This window comes from Bradyrhizobium sp. ORS 278 (genome assembly GCF_000026145.1).
Lineage (GTDB): Bacteria > Pseudomonadota > Alphaproteobacteria > Rhizobiales > Xanthobacteraceae > Bradyrhizobium.
In genome coordinates this window covers 4,026,415-4,044,739 of sequence record NC_009445.1, presented here as the reverse complement: position 1 = coordinate 4,044,739, position 18,325 = coordinate 4,026,415, and the positions used below count along the sequence as shown (strand labels likewise).

The 18,325-nt window shown below is 66.1% G+C and carries 15 protein-coding genes; 11 read left to right on the top strand and 4 right to left on the bottom strand.

Going from position 1 to position 18,325, the window contains the following annotated elements; genetic code table 11:
• The first annotated feature begins 167 nt into the window (after window positions 1–167).
• The 5 genes from dusB to BRADO_RS18055 all read left to right on the top strand — a co-directional run bounded on the left by dusB (window position 168) and on the right by BRADO_RS18055 (window position 6,321).
• Window positions 168–1,169 (top strand): tRNA dihydrouridine synthase DusB, encoded by a 1,002-nt coding sequence (dusB, locus tag BRADO_RS18075; RefSeq protein ID WP_083794910.1) that lies wholly within the window; start codon window positions 168–170, stop codon window positions 1,167–1,169.
• On the top strand, window positions 1,166–2,341 hold the full coding sequence (locus BRADO_RS18070) for a nitrogen regulation protein NR(II) (RefSeq protein ID WP_011926767.1): 1,176 nt from the start codon (window positions 1,166–1,168) through the stop codon (window positions 2,339–2,341). The genes dusB and BRADO_RS18070 overlap by 4 nt, the downstream gene beginning before the upstream one ends.
• A gap of 9 nt (window positions 2,342–2,350) precedes the next feature.
• On the top strand, window positions 2,351–3,793 hold the full coding sequence (gene ntrC, locus BRADO_RS18065) for a nitrogen regulation protein NR(I) (protein WP_006613895.1): 1,443 nt from the start codon (window positions 2,351–2,353) through the stop codon (window positions 3,791–3,793).
• Window positions 3,794–4,075: 282 nt separating this feature from the next.
• Window positions 4,076–5,395: an MFS transporter gene (locus BRADO_RS18060; protein ID WP_011926766.1), complete on the top strand. Its 1,320-nt coding sequence runs from the start codon at window positions 4,076–4,078 to the stop codon at window positions 5,393–5,395.
• Window positions 5,392–6,321: an amidohydrolase gene (locus BRADO_RS18055; RefSeq protein WP_011926765.1), complete on the top strand. Its 930-nt coding sequence runs from the start codon at window positions 5,392–5,394 to the stop codon at window positions 6,319–6,321. The genes BRADO_RS18060 and BRADO_RS18055 overlap by 4 nt, the downstream gene beginning before the upstream one ends.
• An 11-nt stretch (window positions 6,322–6,332) precedes the next feature.
• Here the strand turns inward: BRADO_RS18055 and BRADO_RS18050 are convergent, their stop codons facing one another.
• From BRADO_RS18050 to BRADO_RS18035, 4 genes are read right to left on the bottom strand one after another with little or no spacing between them, the layout of a single operon-like run.
• Entirely contained in the window at window positions 6,333–7,253 is a 921-nt protein-coding gene (locus BRADO_RS18050) for an SMP-30/gluconolactonase/LRE family protein (protein WP_011926764.1), read from the bottom strand.
• Window positions 7,250–8,191 carry an amidohydrolase gene (locus tag BRADO_RS18045; RefSeq protein ID WP_011926763.1) on the bottom strand — a complete coding sequence of 314 codons (942 nt, stop codon included), beginning with the start codon at window positions 8,189–8,191 and terminating at the stop codon, window positions 7,250–7,252. Before BRADO_RS18045 ends, BRADO_RS18050 begins: the two co-directional genes overlap by 4 nt.
• Window position 8,192: 1 nt before the next feature.
• Window positions 8,193–9,530 carry an MFS transporter gene (locus tag BRADO_RS18040; protein WP_011926762.1) on the bottom strand — a complete coding sequence of 446 codons (1,338 nt, stop codon included), beginning with the start codon at window positions 9,528–9,530 and terminating at the stop codon, window positions 8,193–8,195.
• 32 nt (window positions 9,531–9,562) lie between these two features.
• Window positions 9,563–10,543, bottom strand: a complete 981-nt coding sequence (locus BRADO_RS18035) for a hydroxyacid dehydrogenase (RefSeq protein ID WP_041756679.1) — start codon at window positions 10,541–10,543, stop codon at window positions 9,563–9,565.
• A 233-nt stretch (window positions 10,544–10,776) separates the two neighbouring features.
• Between BRADO_RS18035 and BRADO_RS18030 the strand changes: the two genes are divergently transcribed.
• From BRADO_RS18030 to hflX, 6 genes are all read left to right on the top strand, one after another.
• Window positions 10,777–11,457, top strand: coding sequence for an RraA family protein (locus tag BRADO_RS18030; RefSeq protein ID WP_011926760.1), 681 nt, complete (start codon window positions 10,777–10,779; stop codon window positions 11,455–11,457).
• A gap of 92 nt (window positions 11,458–11,549) precedes the next feature.
• The gene (locus BRADO_RS18025; RefSeq protein ID WP_011926759.1) at window positions 11,550–12,284 is read left to right on the top strand and encodes an IclR family transcriptional regulator; all 735 of its coding nucleotides are present in this window, start codon (window positions 11,550–11,552) and stop codon (window positions 12,282–12,284) included.
• A 202-nt stretch (window positions 12,285–12,486) separates the two neighbouring features.
• Window positions 12,487–14,832, top strand: a complete 2,346-nt coding sequence (locus tag BRADO_RS18020; protein ID WP_011926758.1) for a PAS domain-containing sensor histidine kinase — start codon at window positions 12,487–12,489, stop codon at window positions 14,830–14,832.
• 17 nt (window positions 14,833–14,849) lie between these two features.
• On the top strand, window positions 14,850–16,220 hold the full coding sequence (locus tag BRADO_RS18015; RefSeq protein ID WP_011926757.1) for a sigma-54 dependent transcriptional regulator: 1,371 nt from the start codon (window positions 14,850–14,852) through the stop codon (window positions 16,218–16,220).
• Between the two features lie 270 nt (window positions 16,221–16,490).
• Complete coding sequence (gene hfq, locus BRADO_RS18010; RefSeq protein ID WP_006613906.1) at window positions 16,491–16,739, top strand: RNA chaperone Hfq; 249 nt, start codon at window positions 16,491–16,493, stop codon at window positions 16,737–16,739.
• Window positions 16,740–16,750: 11 nt separating this feature from the next.
• Window positions 16,751–18,130: a GTPase HflX gene (hflX, locus tag BRADO_RS18005; RefSeq protein WP_011926756.1), complete on the top strand. Its 1,380-nt coding sequence runs from the start codon at window positions 16,751–16,753 to the stop codon at window positions 18,128–18,130.
• Window positions 18,131–18,325 lie beyond the last annotated feature (195 nt).

Genomic DNA, 18,325 nt, shown 5'->3' with positions numbered 1-18,325 from the left:
ATATTTTGCTGCACTGCACTTGAATTACGGGTTGTTTTGGCTAAAGTGTAGGCATGACGCTTGACTGCCCAAGAATTGTGCTTGAGAGTGCGGGGCAGACGCAATGATGCGTCGATGAGCTCGAAGAGTCGTTCGTGACCGCTACGGCCAATATACCCGCCAAAGCCTTGAAGATAGGTGACGTTTCGCTCGTCAACCGGGCTGTTCTGGCGCCGATGTCGGGGATCACCGATGCGCCGTTCCGCCGACTCGCGGCCGAGCTGGGCGCAGGCCTGGTCGTGTCCGAGATGACCGCGAGCGACGATCTCGTCCGCGGGCGGTGGATATCTCGGTTGCGCTGCGAGGCCGGCGGCATCGGCCCGCATGTGGTGCAGCTCGCCGGCTGTGAGGCGCATTGGATGGCCGAGGGTGCCAAGGTCGCCGCCGATGGCGGCGCCGACATCATCGACATCAACATGGGCTGCCCGGCGCGGCACGTCACCGGCGGCCAGTCCGGCTCAGCCCTGATGCGCGATCTCGATCATGCGCTGACGCTGATCGAGGCGACGGTCGAGGCCGTCGACGTGCCCGTGACCTTGAAGATGCGGCTCGGCTGGGACGAGCGCAGCCTGAATGCGCCTGAGCTGGCGCGCCGCGCGGAGGCCGCCGGCGTGCAGCTGATCACCGTGCATGGCCGGACGCGGCAGCAGTTCTACAAGGGCGAGGCGGACTGGAGCGCAGTGCGCGCGGTGAAGCAGGCCGTGGACCTGCCTGTCGTCGTCAATGGCGACATCACGAGCTACGAGGATGCGCGCGAGGCGCTCGACGCCTCCGGCGCCGATGCTGTGATGATCGGTCGCGGCGCGCAGGGGCAGCCCTGGCTGCCCGGCCAGATCGGCCGCCGGCTCGACGGCGGCGCCGAGGAGGGCGCGCCGGAGCTGACGCAGCAGCTCGCGCTGCTGACCGCGCTGTATGACGAGATCTGCCGCCATTATGGCGAGCGGGTCGGCCTGCGCCACGCCCGCAAGCATCTCAGCTGGGGGCTCGACGTCGCCGCCGCGCACGCCCAGGCGCCGGCCGAAAAACTGAAGGCGTGGCGCGAGCGTATCCTGACATCCGAGCAGCCGTCCCAGGTGCATCGGGCGCTGCGTGAGGCCTTTGACGATTTTGCCTGGAGTGCAGCCGCATGAGCTCAGCCGCAGAACAGCGCAAGCGCCTTCCGTCCGATGGCGATGCCATCCTCAACGCGTTGCCCAATCCGGTCCTCGTCATCGGCCCGGACGGCATGATCATGGACGCCAACATGGCGGCGGAATCGTTCTTCGATTCCTCCACGCAGTTCCTGCAGCGGCAGTCGTTGAAGAAGCTGGTGCCGTTCGGCTCGCCGCTGCTGGCGCTGATCGACCAGGTGCGCACGACCAGCGCGCCAGTCAACGAGTACAAGGTCGACCTGGGCACGCCGCGCACCGGCGCCGACCGGCTCGTCGATCTTCATGTCGCCCCCTTGCCGGAGCGGCCGGGGCATATCGTCGTGATGCTGCAGGAGCGCACCATCGCCGACAAGATGGACCGCCAGCTCACCCATCGTAGCGCCGCGCGCTCGGTGATCGCGCTGGCGGCGATGCTGGCGCATGAGATCAAGAACCCGCTGTCGGGCATCCGTGGCGCCGCCCAGCTGCTGGAGCAGCAGGCTTCCTCCGAGGACCGCATGCTGACCCGGCTGATCTGCGACGAGGCCGACCGCATCGTCACCCTGGTCGACCGCATGGAGGTGTTCGGCGACGACCGCCCGGTGGCGCGCGGGCCGGTCAACATCCATTCCGTGCTCGATCACGTGAAGCGGCTGGCGCAGTCGGGTTTCGCCCGCAACATCCGCTTCATCGAGGACTACGACCCGTCGCTGCCGCCGGTGCTCGCCAACCAGGACCAGCTGATCCAGGTGTTCCTGAACCTGGTCAAGAATGCCGCCGAAGCAGTCGTCGATCTCGGCTCCGACGCCGAAATCCAGCTCACCACGGCCTTCCGCCCGGGCGTGCGGCTGTCGGTGCCGGGCAAGAAGTCGCGCGTGTCGCTGCCGCTGGAGTTCTGCGTCAGGGACAACGGCCCGGGCGTGCCGGAAGACCTGATGCCGAACCTGTTCGATCCGTTCGTGACCACCAAGCCGACCGGAAGCGGCCTCGGTCTTGCATTGGTCGCGAAGATCATCGGCGACCATGGCGGGATCATCGAGTGCGAATCGCAGCCGCGCAAGACGACCTTCCGGGTGCTGATGCCGATGTACAGCGCGAGCAAATATCCAGACCAAGGCCATCGCGATGACGTTTCGGGGACGCCGTCGCATGCCTCACAGGGATCAAATTGAGGACCACCTATGCCTGCAGGTAGCATTCTCGTTGCCGACGACGATACGGCCATCCGCACGGTCCTGAACCAGGCGCTGTCACGCGCCGGCTACGAGGTGCGGCTGACCGGAAACGCCGCCACACTGTGGCGATGGGTGAGCCAAGGGGAGGGCGATCTCGTCATCACCGACGTGGTGATGCCCGACGAGAACGCGTTCGACCTGCTGCCGCGGATCAAGAAGATGCGGCCGAACCTGCCGGTCATCGTGATGAGCGCGCAGAACACCTTCATGACGGCGATCAAGGCCTCCGAGCGCGGCGCCTATGAGTATCTGCCAAAACCGTTCGACCTGAAGGAGCTGATCGCGATCGTCGGCCGGGCGCTCGCCGAGCCGAAGGAGCGGGCGGCGAGCCAGCCCGACGACAGCGAGTTCGAGTCGATCCCGCTGGTCGGCCGCTCGCCGGCGATGCAGGATATCTACCGCGTGCTGGCGCGGCTGATGCAGACCGACCTCACGGTGATGATCTCCGGCGAGAGCGGCACCGGCAAGGAGCTGGTGGCGCGCGCGCTGCACGACTACGGCAAGCGCCGCAACGGCCCGTTCGTCGCGGTCAACATGGCGGCGATCCCGCGCGACCTGATCGAATCGGAGCTGTTCGGCCATGAGCGCGGCGCCTTCACTGGCGCCAACACCCGCGCCTCCGGCCGCTTCGAGCAGGCCGAGGGCGGCACGCTATTTTTGGACGAGATCGGCGACATGCCGATGGAGGCGCAGACGCGATTGCTCCGCGTGCTGCAGCAGGGCGAATACACCACCGTCGGCGGCCGCACCCCGATCAAGACCGACGTCCGCATCGTCGCGGCCTCCAACAAGGACCTGCGCATCCTGATCCAGCAGGGCCTGTTCCGCGAGGATCTGTTCTTCCGCCTCAACGTCGTGCCGCTGCGGCTGCCGCCGTTGCGCGAGCGCATCGAGGACCTGCCTGACCTCGTCCGGCACTTCTTCGCGCTGGCGGAGAAAGACGGGCTGCCGCCGAAGAAGCTGGATGCCGCGGCGCTGGAGCGGCTCAAGCAGCACCGCTGGCCGGGCAACGTCCGCGAGCTCGAAAACCTCGCCCGGCGCCTCGCCGCGCTGTATCCCCAGGACGTGATCACGGCCTCGGTGATCGATGGCGAGCTGGCGCCGCCGGCGGTCACCACCGGCTCGAACGCGCCGACCTCGATCGACAATCTCGGGGGCGCCGTCGAGGCCTATCTATCGTCGCACTTCCAGGGCTTTCCGAACGGCGTGCCGCCGCCGGGCCTCTATCACCGCATCCTGAAGGAGATCGAGATCCCGCTGCTCACGGCCGCGCTGGCCGCGACCCGCGGCAACCAGATCCGCGCCGCCGATCTGCTCGGTCTCAACCGCAACACGCTGCGCAAGAAGATCCGCGACCTCGACATCCAGGTCTATCGCAGCGGCGGCTAGATCCGAGGAAAATCTCCCCCGATCATGTCAGGGGAGATTGCTGTGGCACGGGGCTGAGCGTCCGAACGCAGTCGCCCCCACCCGCCGTCCAGCGTTTCACGCACTCAATCATCGCGATCCAAGCATCGACGGGCCGCCGCTCGTCGGTGCGCCTTTGCGCGTTCGGACGCCTGCGCTAGCCCTTAGAAAAATGCAACACCGTTGCATTTTCAATTTTCGCCTCCTATGGTGCCCTCAAGCTCGGCCGTCACACGGCCCAACAAGATGCCACGGAGGAACGGAATGGAGAGCGAGGCTGCGCGCGCGGCGCCCGCATTCGACATCACGCCGACGATGCGCAAGGTGATGCGACGCATCATCCCGTTCATCTTCGTCTGCTACGTCGTCAGCTATCTCGACCGCATCAATGTCGGCTTCGCCGGCCTCCAGATGAACCGCGATCTCGGCCTCACGCCCTCGCAGTTCGGCTGGGGCGCCGGGCTGTTCTTCCTCGGCTATTTTCTCTGCGAGATCCCCAGCAACCTGATGATGCAGCGCGTCGGCGCGCGACTGTGGATCGCGCGCATCATGATCACCTGGGGCCTGTTGTCGACGCTCACCTGCCTCGTGACCGGGCCGGCAAGCTTCTCGGTGATGCGCCTGCTGCTCGGCATGGCGGAAGCCGGCTTCACGCCGGGTGTGTATCTCTACTTCACCTGCTGGTTTCCCGGCGTCTGGCGCGGCCGCGCGACCGCCGCCTTCCTGGTCGGCATTCCCGTCGCCAACATGATCGGCTCGCCGATCTCGGGCGCGCTGCTCACGATGGACGGCTTTGCCGGCCTCGCCGGATGGCAATGGCTGCTGATCATCGAGGGGCTGCCGGCTGTCCTGCTCGGCATCGCCTGCTTGTTCGTGCTGTCGGATCGCCCTAGCGAGGCGAAATGGCTCGACGCGGACGAGCGACGTGCGCTCGATGCGCAATTGACGGCAGAGCAGGCGACCTTGGCCGCCCGCCACGGCAACACGCTGCGCGATGCGTTCGCCAATCCAAAGGTGTTCGTGCTGGCGCTGGTGAATTTCTGCGGCATCTGCGGCTCGCTTGGCGTCGGCCTATGGCTGCCGCAGATCGTGCGCGGCTTCGGTGTCAGCTATGTCGCGGTCGGCTTCATCTCTGCGGCGCCGTACGCGCTCGGCGCGATCTGCATGCTGCTGTGGGCACGCCTCGCCAACCGCGCCCGGCACCGCCTCTGGTTCGTCTGCGGCGCGCTGGCGACCGCAGGCGTGGCGCTGTCGGTCAGCGCGAGCTTCGCGGCGCCGCTGCCGGCCATGCTGGCGCTGACGGTGACCGTCATCGGCATCCTGTCGTTCCAGGCGACCTATTGGGCGATCCCGTCCGGCTTTCTGACCGGGCGTGCGGCTGCGGCCGGTCTCGCCCTGATCGTGTCGATCGGCAATCTCGGCGGCTTCGTCGGTCCCTACATGATCGGCTATCTCCGCGAGACGACGAAGAGCTTCTCGACGCCGCTCTATGTCCTGTCCGCGATCCTGCTCATCGGCACCGTCGTGATGGCCGTGCTCGGCGACCCCGCCCGCGACACGGTCAAAACGAAGGAGGCCGCATGATCACCCGTCGCAACCTGCTGGCCGCCGGCGCCGCCGCTCTGATCGGCACGAGACCCGCAGCCGCCGACAGCGTGCCGAACTCGGCCGGCTCGGAGCCGCCAAAGCTGAAGGCGCCGGCAAACGCCTGCGACAGCCATCATCACATCTACGATTCGCGCTTTCCGGTCTCGCCGCACTGGCGTGGCGGCCGGCCGGACGGCGCGACGGTCGCCGAGTATCGTCTGCTGCAGAAGCGGCTCGGCGTCGTCAGGCACGTCATCGTGCAGCCCTCGACCTACGGCGTCGACAACCGATGCCTGCTCGATGCGCTCGACCAGTTCGGCCGTGAGGCGCGCGGCATCGTCGTCATCGACGAGAGCATCGATGACGCCGAGTTGAAGCGGATGGACCAACGCGGCGTGCGCGGCGTCCGCGTCAACTTCCTGACGCCGCAATCCTGGGGCGTCACGACGGCGGAGCGTCTGGAGCAGACCGCGAAGCGCATCGCGCCGCTCGGCTGGCATGTCCAGGTGCTGATGTCCGGCGACCAGATCGCGCAGCACGAGGCCGTGCTCGCGGCACTGCCGGTGCCGGTCGTGTTCGACCATCTCGGACGCATCCCGCAGCCCATCGGTCTGGCCCATCCCGGCGCGCAGGCGATGCTGCGTCTCGCCGATAAAGGCCGGGGCTGGATCAAGCTGTCGGAGCCCTATGCCGACACCAGGCTCGGTCCGCCGGATTACGCCGACACCAGCGCAGTGGCGCGTGCCTGCGTGCAGGCGGTGCCGGAGCGGGTGATCTGGGGCAGCGACTGGCCGCATCCGACCGAGAAGGAAAAGCCGGACGATGCGCTGTTGTTCGACCTGCTGTCCGACTGGGCGCCGGACGATGCGATCCGCGACAAGATTCTGGTCGGCAATCCGGCGAAGCTATTCGGCTTCGCCTGACTTAGGCCGCCTCAGGCGTGCGAGTATATCGGCAGACCCGGGGTCTCGAGATCGGCGCGAAGAATCGAACCGGTCCGGCTCTCGGTAACGAACAGGCTGCGATTGTCCTTGCCGCCGAAGGCGAGATTGGTGGTGCCGACATCAGCGCATGAGACGATGCGGTCGAGCGGCTCGGCCACATGCGACACCCGCCACACCGAGCCGAAGCCGGTGTGACATATCAGGAGATTGCCGTCGCGGTCGAGCGCCAGACCATCGGGGCCACCCGGACCACCGTGCAGGTTCACGAACACGCCGACCTTGGTGGTGATCCCGCTCGCGGGCAACGGAATGCGCCAGACCTGGTTGGCGCGGGTGACGGCGACCAGCAGGAACGTCTCGTGGGGATCGACCACGATGCCGTTCGGACTCGGGATCGTGTTGACGAGGCAGCTCAGGCGGCCGTCGGTGCCGAGCCGCCAGACCCGACCGGTGGGATCATGCATGCCGGTCTGGCCCTGGTCGGTGAAGTACAGCGTGCCGGAGCGTCCGAACACCAGATCGTTGACGCCCTTGAAGCTCTCGGTCGCCGCCGTCTCCAGGAACGGCGTGATCTGGCCGTTGCCGGGATCGAGCAGCATCAGGCCGCGCTTGTAGTCGGTGATGAAGATGCGGCCGTCGGCATGGATCTTGAGGCCGTTGGGCCAGCCGTCATACTCGGTGATGAGGGTCCAAGCACCGTCGGGATCGATCCGGAAGACGCGGCCGAACGGAATGTCGGTGACGTAGAGCCGGCCCTGACGGTCGAAGGAGGGGCCTTCGAGAAAGCTGTCGATGGCGCGGCCACCTTGGTTCGCATCCGCCCAGGCGCTGCGCCGGGCTTTGCGGAAATGATCCGGCAGCCGGGTGAAGATCCGGGTGTCGATGCGGCGGGGCGGCGCGAACCAGCTCATGCCGGGAATCCATAGAGCTCGGCAGGCGAGTCGACCAGGACCCGCTGCAAGGTGGCCTGATCCGGCATCGCGTTCGCCATCAGGTCGAACAGCTCGGCATCATCGGGCTTGTCGTCGGGCTTGCGGGTCGGATGCGGCCAGTCGCTGCCCCACACCATGCGCTCGGGCGCGGCGCGGACATAGGCCGCGGTGATCGCGGCGCTCTCCGCGTAGGGCGACCGGCTGCTGAGATAGGCGCCCGACAGCTTGACCCAGGTGTTGTCCTTGTCGAGCAGCCTGCGAATGATTGTGTAGGAATTGCTGTTGAGGCCGTCGGCCGGCAGTGCGCCGAGGTGATCGATCACGATCCGGGATGGCAGACGCAGCAGCAGATCCTGTGCCGCTTCGAGCTGTTGCGGCCGCATGTTGATCTCGCAATGCCAGCCAAGCGCGGCCAGCCTTGGCGACAGCTTTTCGAGCGAAGCCACCGAGAGCGGACCGGGGAAGGGCAGGTTGAAGCGCACGCCGCGCGCGCCGAGCGCATCGAGCCGCTTCAGTTCAGCGTCCGGGACATCCTCGGCGACGACGGCCACCATCAGGACATTCTCAGGCCCCAGCGCCTTCATCGACGCCAACTGCAGGCTGTTGTCGGTGCCATAGGTCGACGGCGTGACGAGCACGCCGCGCGTGGTGCCGATCCGGCGCTGCAGCGCCTTGTAGTCCTCGGGCGAAGCGTCGGGCGGCGTCAGCGCCGCGCCGGGCGCCGTCGAATAGCCGGCGTCGTAGGTGTGGAAGTGGCAGTCGGTCGCGCGCGGTGGCGCTCTCCTGGCGGGCGGCGCCGTTCCCGCCGACCAACGCACGGTGTCGGTGGATTGGCTTCGTCCCGAGCGCGGCAGGGCGGCAAGTGCCGCGGCACCGAGCAGCAGGCCGCGCCGGGTGACGTGAGAGGACTTGCCCATGTCACGCCTCCTTGGTGGCAGCCAGGATCGCTGTGTCGGCACTGCGCGGCCGGCTGATGACAAGCACCAGCCCGGCGCCGATCGTGGTCACGATCGCGATCGGCAGCAGTGCCAATCCGTAATTGCCGGTCGCATCCAGCACGCTGCCATAGATGTTCACCATCAGGCCGCCGCCGATCAGGTTCGACACAGCATTGATCATCGCGAGTCCGGCCGCGACCGATCCCGCGCCGAGCCAGCCCGACGACAGCGCCCAGAACGGGCCCTTGAAGGCGTAGGCACCGACCAGGACGAGGCTGAGCAGAATGACGGTGCCCATCAAGGAGTGGATGACGAAGACGCCGAGGAAGCCGAACGCGATCAGCAGCAGCGTCAGCGCCGTGTGCCAGCGGCGCTCCCCCGTCTTGTCGGAGTGACGGCCCCATAGCACCATCAGCACGCAGGCTACGCCATAGGGAATCGAGTTGATCAGGCCGGTCTCCAGGTTGGTGAGACCGAATGATTTCAGGAACTGCGGCTGCCAGACGCCGAGCACCGAGCCGGCGGCCGAGGCGCCGGAGCAGGCGAGGGCCATGGCCCAGACGACAGGGTTGCGCAAGAGCTGCAGGAACGACCCCCAGCCGGTCTTGGCCGCCGCAGACGGACGGCCCGCCCTCTCGCGATTGAGCTCGTTGCACAGCCAGGAGCGCTCGTCGTCGCGCAGCCAGCGCGCCTCCTCTGGGCGGTCGGTGAGAATGGCCAGACAGACGAGGCCGAGCAGCACCGTTGGGACGCCTTCCACGATGAACAGCCATTGCCAGCCGCGAAGGCCGAGCAGGCCGTCGAGATCGAGCAGCAGGCCGCCCAGCGGCGAGCCGATGAAGCTCGCGGCCGGGATCGAGATGCCGAACAGCGCGATCAGGCGACCGCGATAGTTCGCGGGCAGCCAATAGGTCAGATAGAGCAACACGCCGGGGAAGAAGCCGGCCTCCGCCGCCCCGAGCAGGAAGCGCATGACGTAGAACGAGTTCTGGCCCTGGACGAAGGCCATGCCGGCCGAGATGATCCCCCAGGTGATCATGATCCGCGCGATCCAGCGCCGCGCGCCGAAGCGCTGCAGCGCCAGATTGCTGGGCACTTCCATCAGGAAGTAGGAGAAGAAGAACAGGCTGGCGCCGAAGCCGAACACCGCCTTCGACATGCCGAGATCGTGCACCATCTGCAGCGACGCCATGCCGACATTGCCGCGGTCGAGGATCGCGAAGAGATAGCAGATCATCATGAACGGCATGATGCGCCAGGATACACGGCGCATGGTGGTTCGTTCGAGCGCACTCGGCGCCGCCGCAGCTTCAGCCATGTTATCCTCCCAGATTGTTTGTTGTTGTGTGCTCAGGCGAAGCTGAGCTGTGTCTTGTTGACCAGCGCCCGCCGGTCGAAGGTCTTGCCTTCCAGAACGTCCATGACGTGGTTGACCGCGATCACGCCCATCGCATCACGGGCCTCCTGTGTGCTGGCGCCGGCATGCGGCGTCACCACCACATTGGACAGGGCCAGCAGCGGAAGATCTGGCTTCGCCGGCTCCTCCGCAAACGAATCCAGACCGGCGCCGGCGATGACGCCGTCGCGCAACGCGTCGTACAGGGCCGCCTCGTCGATCAGCCCGCCCCGCGCGGTATTGATAAGGATCGCGTTGCGGCGCATGCGCGCAAGCTGGTCGCGGCCGATCATGTTGCGCGTCTGCGGCATCAACGGGCAATGCAGGCTGATCACGTCGCTCGCCGTCAGGATCTCGTCCAGGCTGCCGGCGCGCTCGGCGCCTGAGATCTCGGCATCGGCGGGCATATAAGGATCGAAGATGCGGACCTCCATGTGGAGCGGCTGAACCAGACCGACCAGGATACGGCCGATCTCGCCGAAGCCGATGACGCCCAGGCTGCGGCCGAGCAGTTGGGCCCCCTTGGTCGTCGCCTTGTCCCAATGCCCGGTCTTGATCCGTGCATCGAGGTGCGGGATCTCGCGAGCCACCGCGAACATCAGCGCGAAGGCGAGTTCCGCCACGGATTGTGAATTGGCGCCGCGCGCAACGAACACCGGGATGCCGCGGCGGTCGGCGGCCTCGACATCGATATTGTCGTAGCCGACGCCGTGCTTGGCGATCGCCTTGAGCTTTTGCGAGGCGCCGATCACCTGATCATCGATCTTGCCCTGCCGCACGATGATGCCGTCGGGCTGCTCGCGGGCTGTGATCTCCGCCAGTTCCTGCGGGCTTGCATAGCGCGGATTGTCAACCAGCGCTGCGCCGCGCCGGGCGGCGATCGCCGTCGCCTCTGCGGTGAGCGCGGGCCCGGTGATGAGAAGTTTGTACCGCATGTCGCTGCCTCTGCTTGCTGGCGGCAACGCCCGCTGACCGGCTCGCGAGGGCGGCCCAGCCGAGCCGCGGCATTGTCGCCGCAGGCCGCTCCTCGACGAGATGCCGGCCGTTTCCCGCGCCGAATTTTCAAATTGAAACGGCGTTGCATTTTTTGTACGTATCGCCCTGACGGCTCATCTTGTCAACCGCCGATCGGCAGAGCCGCAGGGACGATCGCAACGAGGAGCATGTCATGACCGCCGGTTTTCGAATTTATCCGAATCCGAAACAGAGAGTGTCGAAGGACCTGGTGGAGCGGTACCGGACGCTCCCGGTCGCCAATGTCAGCGACAGCATGTCGCGAATGACCGCAGCCGGCCCGAGGCTCCGGCCGATGCATGGCGGCGGCGTGCTCGCAGGACCTGCGATCACCGTGAAATCGCGCCCCGGCGACAATCTGATGCTGCACAAGGCGCTCGACATGGCCGAGCCGGGTGACATCGTCGTCGTCGATGCCGGCGGCGATCTCTCCAATGCGCTGATCGGCGAGATGATGATCGCGCATGCCGAGCGGCGCGGCCTCGGTGGTGTGGTCATCAACGGCTCGGTGCGTGATGCCGCAGCGATCCGGGCCGGCACGTTTCCGATCTTCGCCGCCGGGGTGACCCATCGCGGTCCCTACAAGGATGGTCCCGGCGAGATCAATGTCGCGATCGCGATCGACGGCATGGTCATCCATCCGGGCGACCTGATCCTCGGCGATGATGACGGCCTCGTCTGCGTCCCCTTCGCGGACGCTGAGTCGGTCTTCGCCGCCGCGACGAAGAAGCACGAGGTCGAGACCGCGCAGCTCGCAGCCATCGCCGCCGGCCGCAACGACCGTTCATGGGTCGATGACGAACTGAAGAAGCGCGGCGTCGAATACATGGGCTGAGCCCCGGTTCGCGCCGCGTGAACTTCCTGTCGCGTATGTGTATACCCTCTCGAAACGGCCGCCCGATGGCGGTCGGCTTCGGGAATCAGGACGTGGCGAAGACATCGAAAACCCCCAGCAAGACCGCGAAGGCCAAGACCGCGAAGGCCGAGACGACGTCGGGCCTGAAAGGCGTCTCTGCCGTCGATCGGGCGCTGAGCGTGTTGACGGCCTTTCAACGCGGCGACGGCGAGGTCAGCCTCGCAGAGCTGACCAGGCGCACCGGACTGATCAAGACCACGGTCATGCGCATGGCGCTGTCGTTGGAAAGCTTCGGATTGATCCGGCGGGTCGACGACGGCGGCTACCGGCTCGACGCCGAGGTGATGCGGCTTGCCGCCTGCTACCAGCATGCCTTCGGTCTCGCCGATCACGTGACACCCGTGCTGGAGAAGCTGGCGCGGGCGACCGGCGAAACGGCATCGTTCTATACGCGCCGGGGCGATCAGCGCCTGTGCCTGTTCCGGGTCGAGAGCGCGAACCAGATTCGCATGCATGTCCAGCCTGGCGATCTCCGCCCGATGGACAAGTCGGCCATTGCCCAGGTGCTTCGACATTTCGATCGCGGCCGCGCCACGGCGGAGATCGACACGCCGATTTTCACCAGCGGCGTCACCGATCCGCATTCTGCGGCTGTTGCGACGCCGGTATTCGGGCCTGGCGGCGCGTTGCTCGGCGCTCTCGCCCTGTCCGGTCCGGTCACCCGGTTGACCCCGGCGCGCGCCGAGGAGATCCGGCCGCTGCTGAAGACCGCCGGCATCGATTTGACCACGGCATGTGGCGGGTAGGACCCCCGCGGCCCAGGCGCAATGGGCTGCAAAGGTTCCCGAATACCGCGTCATCGAAGGTGCCACAGATGAGAAATATTGCAGACAAATCCGCGACGCGCTTCCGCGCCGTGGATTTGTCGCAATTTGGCAACAGCGTGGTAGGAATGCATCAGTCCGATTCCTTTGGACGTGCCGCGTTCACATCACACCCCTTGCCGGAATGACCAGCGCAGAAGCTTCGGCCACCCCCTTCGACCCATCGTCCGCCGACGCCCGGCGCTGGACCTGGCGCACCTGGCTGGCGCCGGTGGCGGTCGGGCTCGCGCTGCTGTCGGCGTTTCTGACCTTCATCGTGCTGGTCGGCCTGAGCCCGATCGAGCCAACCGCCGAGGTCGTCAACACCTTCTACCTGATCGACATCGGTACGATCCTGGTTCTGGTCGGAATCATCGTCCGCGAGGTCTGGCAGATGATCCAGGCGCGGCGGCGGGGCCGGGCGGCGGCCCGGCTGCACGTCCAGATCGTCAGCCTGTTCTCGGTCATCGCGGTGCTGCCGGCAGTGATGGTGGCCATGGTCGCCAACGTCGTCATCGACCGCGGCCTGGACCGGCTGTTCTCGGGCCCAACCCGCGAGGTGATCCAGAACTCGCGCATTATCGCCAGCGCCTACATGCAGGCGCACGCGCAGCTGATCTACGGCGACATCGTTGGCATGGCAAACGATGTCTCCTATGCACGGCTGCTGTTCGACCAGGACCGCCAGTCGTTCCTGCAGATGCTCGTCGCCGACGCGGCCACGCGTAACCTGCCGGGCGCCATGATCATCGACAAGAACACCGATCCGATCCTGTCGGCGGAGACCGGCGGCATTCCGCTGACCTACGCGCCGCCGCCGCCGGACATGCTGAAGAACGTCGGCGAGGACAAGCCCGAGATCGCCGTGCTGCCCGACCAGAACAACGTGGCCGCCGTGATCCGACTGCGAAAGTTCGACGACACGTTCCTGTATGTCGCGCGTCCGCTCGACCCGATCGTGGTGGAGCGGCTCAAGCAGACCGAGCTGTCCGCCGCCGAGTACACCCAGCTCGAGTCGCGCCGCCTGGGCATCCAGGTGGCGCTGGCGTTGATGTTCGCGGTCATCGCGCTCACTATCCTGATGGCGTCGGTACTAATCGGCCTGAACTTCGCGAACTGGCTTGTGGCGCCGATCCGGCAGCTGATGAACGCCGCGCATACGGTCGCGACCGGCGACCTCCACGTCCAGGTGCCGGTGCATCGCTCGGAGGGCGATCTCGCCCAGCTCGGCCAGACCTTCAACAAGATGACGCAGGAGCTGCGCACTCAGCGCGACGAGCTGGTGAGCGCCAGCGACCTAATCGACAGCCGGCGCCGCTTCATCGAGGCCGTGCTGTCGTCGGCCTCGGCCGGCATCATCGGCGTCGATGCGTCGGGCAGCGTCGGCATCCTCAACCGTTCGGCCGAGAAACTGATCGGCCATGCCGAGCAGGAGGTGCTCGATCATCCGCTGTCCGAGGTGCTGCCCGAGCTCGACGACATGATGAAGACGGCGCGCGAGGGCAAGCAGCGGCTGGTGCAGGGACAGATCACGATCCAGCGCGACGGCCATGAGCGCAATCTGTCGGTGCGCGTCACCGCCGAGCAGACCAACCAGGCGCGCGACAGCTACATCATCACGCTCGACGACATCACTGAATTGGTGTCGGCGCAGCGCACCTCGGCATGGGGCGACGTCGCGCGGCGCATCGCACACGAGATCAAGAATCCGCTCACGCCAATTCAGCTGTCCGCGGAGCGCATCCGCCGCAAATTCGGCAAGGTCATCACCGAGGACAAGGCCGTATTTGAGCAATGTACCGAGACGATCGTGCGGCAGGTCGACGACATCAGGCGAATGGTCGACGAGTTCTCGCGATTCGCGCGGATGCCGAAGCCGGTGATGGAAGGCGAGGATGTCGCCGACGCGGTGCGCCAGGCCGTGTTCCTGATGAAGGTCGCCCATCCCGAGATCGACATCGAGACCGACATCAAGCAGGACCCGTTGCGCGCGCAGTTCGACCGCCGTCTGATCTCGCAGGCGCTGACCAACATCATCAAGAACGCCACCGAGGCGATCGAGGTGGTCCCGCAAGAGGAGCTCGGCAAGGGCCGCATCGATGTCGTCGCCGCGCGCGAAGGCGATGACGTGCTGATCGACGTGATCGACAACGGCATCGGCCTGCCCAAAGTGGCTCGGCAGCGGCTGCTCGAGCCCTATGTCACGACGCGCGCCAAGGGCACCGGCCTCGGGCTCGCGATCGTCGGCCGTGTGCTTGAGGACCATGGCGGCAAGCTCGAGCTCAAGGACGCCGCCGATTTCCGCGCCGGACAGCGCGGCGCCTGGATGCGGCTGCGTTTCGCGGTGTCCGGCCAGGCCGCAAAACCCGAGGTGAAGGAGCAGACGGCTGCTCCCGACAATTCGCGACAGGCGGAGACCGGCGGGGAAACCGCCGGCACAGCTCAAGCGACCAACGATCAACCAAAGATTCAAGCCGCAACCAGCGGCTGACGAGACAGGCGTGACCCATGGCGAGTGATATTCTCATTGTCGACGACGAAGCCGATATCCGGGAGCTGGTTGCCGGCATCCTGGACGATGAAGGCTTCACGACTCGAACGGCTCGCGACAGCGATTCGGCGCTCGCCGAGATCGCGGGCCGCCGGCCGAACCTCGTGTTCCTCGACATCTGGCTGCAAGGCTCCAAGCTCGACGGCCTGCAGCTGCTCGAGCAGATCAAGAAGGACCACCCCGATCTGCCGGTCGTGATGATCTCGGGCCACGGCAACATCGAGACCGCGGTCGCTGCGATCAAGCGCGGCGCCTATGACTTCATCGAGAAGCCGTTCAAGTCTGACCGCCTGATTCTCGTCGCGACGCGCGCGCTGGAGAATTCGCGGCTGAAGCGCGAGGTGCGCGAGCTGAAGCAGCTGGCGCCGACCGCGAGCACGATGACCGGACGCTCGCCCTCGATGAACCAGCTGCGCCAGACCATCGAACGCGCTGCCAAGGCCAACAGCCGCATCCTGATCGTCGGACCTCCGGGCTCCGGCAAGGAGCTCGCTGCGCGCACGCTGCACGCGCAGTCGCCGCGCGCGGAAGGACCGTTCGTCGTCATCAACGCCGCCGCGATCACGCCGGAGCGGATGGAAGAGGAGCTGTTCGGCATCGAGCAGTCCAACGGCGAGCAGTCGCGCAAGACTGGCGCGCTCGAGGAGGCGCATGGCGGCACGCTGTTCGTCGACGAGATCGCGGACATGCCGCGCGAGACCCAGAACAAGATCCTGCGCGTGCTGGTCGACCAGACCTTCCAGCGGGCGGGCGGCACGACGAAAGTGCACGTTGATGTGCGTATCATTTCCTCGACCGCGCGGAACCTGGAGGAGGAGATTGCCAGCGGCCGCTTCCGCGAGGATCTCTATCACCGCCTCTCGGTGGTTCCGATCCGCGTGCCGCCGCTATCCGAGCGGCGCGAGGACATTCCCGAGCTGATCGACTACTTCATGGACCAGATCTCGGTCACGACCGGCTTGCCGAAGCGGCAGATCGGCCAGGATGCGATGGCTGTGCTGCAGTCGCATGTCTGGCCCGGCAACGTCCGCCAGCTTCGCAATAACGTCGAGCGCGTGATGATCCTGGCCGCCGGCGGTCCGGAGGTGATCATCACCGCGGACATGCTGCCGCCGGACGTCGGCTCGATGGTGCCGGCGATGCCGACCAGCAACAATGGCGAGCACATCATGGGCCTGCCGCTTCGCGAGGCGCGCGAGGTGTTCGAGCGCGATTACCTGATCGCGCAAATCAGCCGATTCTCCGGCAACATCTCGCGCACCGCCGAATTCGTCGGGATGGAGCGCTCGGCCCTGCATCGCAAGCTGAAGGCGCTCGGCGTCGGCTGAGGTCATCAGTCGGCAAAGTTTGCCGGGTTGGACGAATTTACATTGGAAAATTCGGCTGGCACCGGATATTTACGGGCGAATCCCGGTGTTTTGGAACCGGGGTCGACGCAAGCGGCTTGCCTAATATGCTCGCCTGTCCTCTAATCGCGCGTCCCATGATCCCTCGAGGGGGATCTCAATGGATCATGGGTCACCGCGACGGCACCGAGGCCGGCAATCGGGTCGCCGCAGGTCCAATAAGAAAAAGCACAAGACTGCGAGATAACAACAATGGCGGCAGACCGCGCACAAAACCTACAAGACACGTTTCTGAACCACGTCCGAAAGACCAAGACACCGCTCACCATCTTCCTGGTCAACGGCGTGAAACTGCAGGGGATTGTCACATGGTTCGACAATTTCTGCCTGTTGCTCCGGCGCGACGGCCACTCGCAGCTCGTCTACAAGCATGCGATCTCCACCATCATGCCGGGCGCTCCGATTCAGCTGTTCGAGGGCGGCGAGGACGCCTCCGCGTGAGAGTGATCTGATTGGAACCCCGCGATCGCGATGGGACCATCGGCCTTGCGAGGCCGGATGACGTCAAGACAACGGGCCGAGTCATCGTGGTCGGCCCGTATTTGCGGACACGCCGTGGCGACGACGGCGCGCCGGCCAGCCACTCCGAAATGCGCGATGTCGAGGCGCGGATCGACGAGGCCGCGGGGCTCGCGCGCGCGATCAATCTCACCGTCGCCGAATCCATTCTCGCGCTGATCGGACAGATCCGTCCGGCGACCTATCTCGGCAAGGGAAAGGTCGACGAGATCGCCGGCGTGATCGCGAGCCAGGAGGCCGAGCTCGTCGTGATGGATTGCGCGCTGTCGCCGATCCAGCAGCGCAATCTGGAGAAGGCCTGGAACACCAAGGTGCTCGACCGCACCGGCCTCATCCTCGAAATCTTCGGCCGCCGCGCCAAGACCAAGGAGGGCGCGCTGCAGGTCGAGCTCGCGCATCTCAACTATCAGCGCAGCCGCCTGGTGCGGTCATGGACCCATCTCGAGCGCCAGCGCGGCGGCTTCGGCTTCATGGGCGGCCCGGGTGAGACCCAGATCGAGGCCGACCGCCGGCTGATCGGCGACCGCATCACCCGGCTCGAGAACGAATTGAAGAAGGTGCAGGCGACGCGCCGGCTGCATCGCGCCGGCCGCCAGCGCGTGCCGTATCGCGTGGTCGCGCTGGTCGGCTACACCAATGCCGGCAAGTCGACGCTGTTCAACCGCCTGACGCGTGCCGACGTGCAGGCCGCCGACATGCTGTTCGCGACGCTCGATCCGACCCTGCGCGCGATCAGCCTGCCGCATGGTGGCAAGGCGATGCTGTCGGACACCGTCGGCTTCATCTCCAATCTGCCGACGCAACTCGTCGCTGCTTTCCGCGCGACGCTGGAGGAGGTGCTGGAGGCCGACGTCATCCTGCATGTCCGCGACATGTCGCATGAGGATGCGGAGGCGCAGCAGCACGACGTCGAGCTGGTGCTCAGCCAGCTCGGCATCGATCCCGAGGCGACCGACACCATCATCGAGGTCTGGAACAAGATCGACCGGCTCGACGACGCCGCGCGCGAGAACCTCGCCAACATCGCCGCACGCCGCCCACCCGAGCGGCCCTGCTTCATGGTGTCGGCCGAGACAGGGGAGGGTGTCGACGCCCTGCTGCAGGCGATCGAAGACCGCCTCGCGGCGGCACGCACGACGCTCGACCTGACGATCGACGCCGCCGACGGCGCCGGCATCAGCTGGCTCCACCGCAATGCCGAGGTGCTCAGCAAGGAGCTGCACGAGGGCCACTACGACATGACCGTGCGCGTCGACGCGACCAAGCGGGATATTGTCGTTGAGAGGTATCATGGTATTCCAAGGGTGGCTTGAGCCAGTCAGGCTGCCCTTCAGCTCGTGTTGGTTTGCTCGCGGCTTGAAACAAGACCAGCCAAACCTTATACTCAAAGACAGCCTAGGAGGTAGACCATGAAAATCATGTCAGCAATCGTTTACGCTCTCGCGGCGATGGGAACGGTCGTGTTTTTGGCCGACATTGCCCTGGCCAAGTCGATCTGATCTGGCGCA

Coding starts and splice junctions, on each gene's coding strand:
- BRADO_RS18070 (WP_011926767.1), top strand. CDS start 1,166: ATGAGCTCAGCCGCAGAACAGCGCAAGCGCCTTCCGTCCGATGGCGAT.
- ntrC (WP_006613895.1), top strand. CDS start 2,351: ATGCCTGCAGGTAGCATTCTCGTTGCCGACGACGATACGGCCATCCGC.
- BRADO_RS18060 (WP_011926766.1), top strand. CDS start 4,076: ATGGAGAGCGAGGCTGCGCGCGCGGCGCCCGCATTCGACATCACGCCG.
- BRADO_RS18055 (WP_011926765.1), top strand. CDS start 5,392: ATGATCACCCGTCGCAACCTGCTGGCCGCCGGCGCCGCCGCTCTGATC.
- BRADO_RS18050 (WP_011926764.1), bottom strand. CDS start 7,253: ATGAGCTGGTTCGCGCCGCCCCGCCGCATCGACACCCGGATCTTCACC.
- BRADO_RS18045 (WP_011926763.1), bottom strand. CDS start 8,191: ATGGGCAAGTCCTCTCACGTCACCCGGCGCGGCCTGCTGCTCGGTGCC.
- BRADO_RS18040 (WP_011926762.1), bottom strand. CDS start 9,530: ATGGCTGAAGCTGCGGCGGCGCCGAGTGCGCTCGAACGAACCACCATG.
- BRADO_RS18035 (WP_041756679.1), bottom strand. CDS start 10,543: ATGCGGTACAAACTTCTCATCACCGGGCCCGCGCTCACCGCAGAGGCG.
- BRADO_RS18030 (WP_011926760.1), top strand. CDS start 10,777: ATGACCGCCGGTTTTCGAATTTATCCGAATCCGAAACAGAGAGTGTCG.
- BRADO_RS18020 (WP_011926758.1), top strand. CDS start 12,487: ATGACCAGCGCAGAAGCTTCGGCCACCCCCTTCGACCCATCGTCCGCC.
- BRADO_RS18015 (WP_011926757.1), top strand. CDS start 14,850: ATGGCGAGTGATATTCTCATTGTCGACGACGAAGCCGATATCCGGGAG.
- hfq (WP_006613906.1), top strand. CDS start 16,491: ATGGCGGCAGACCGCGCACAAAACCTACAAGACACGTTTCTGAACCAC.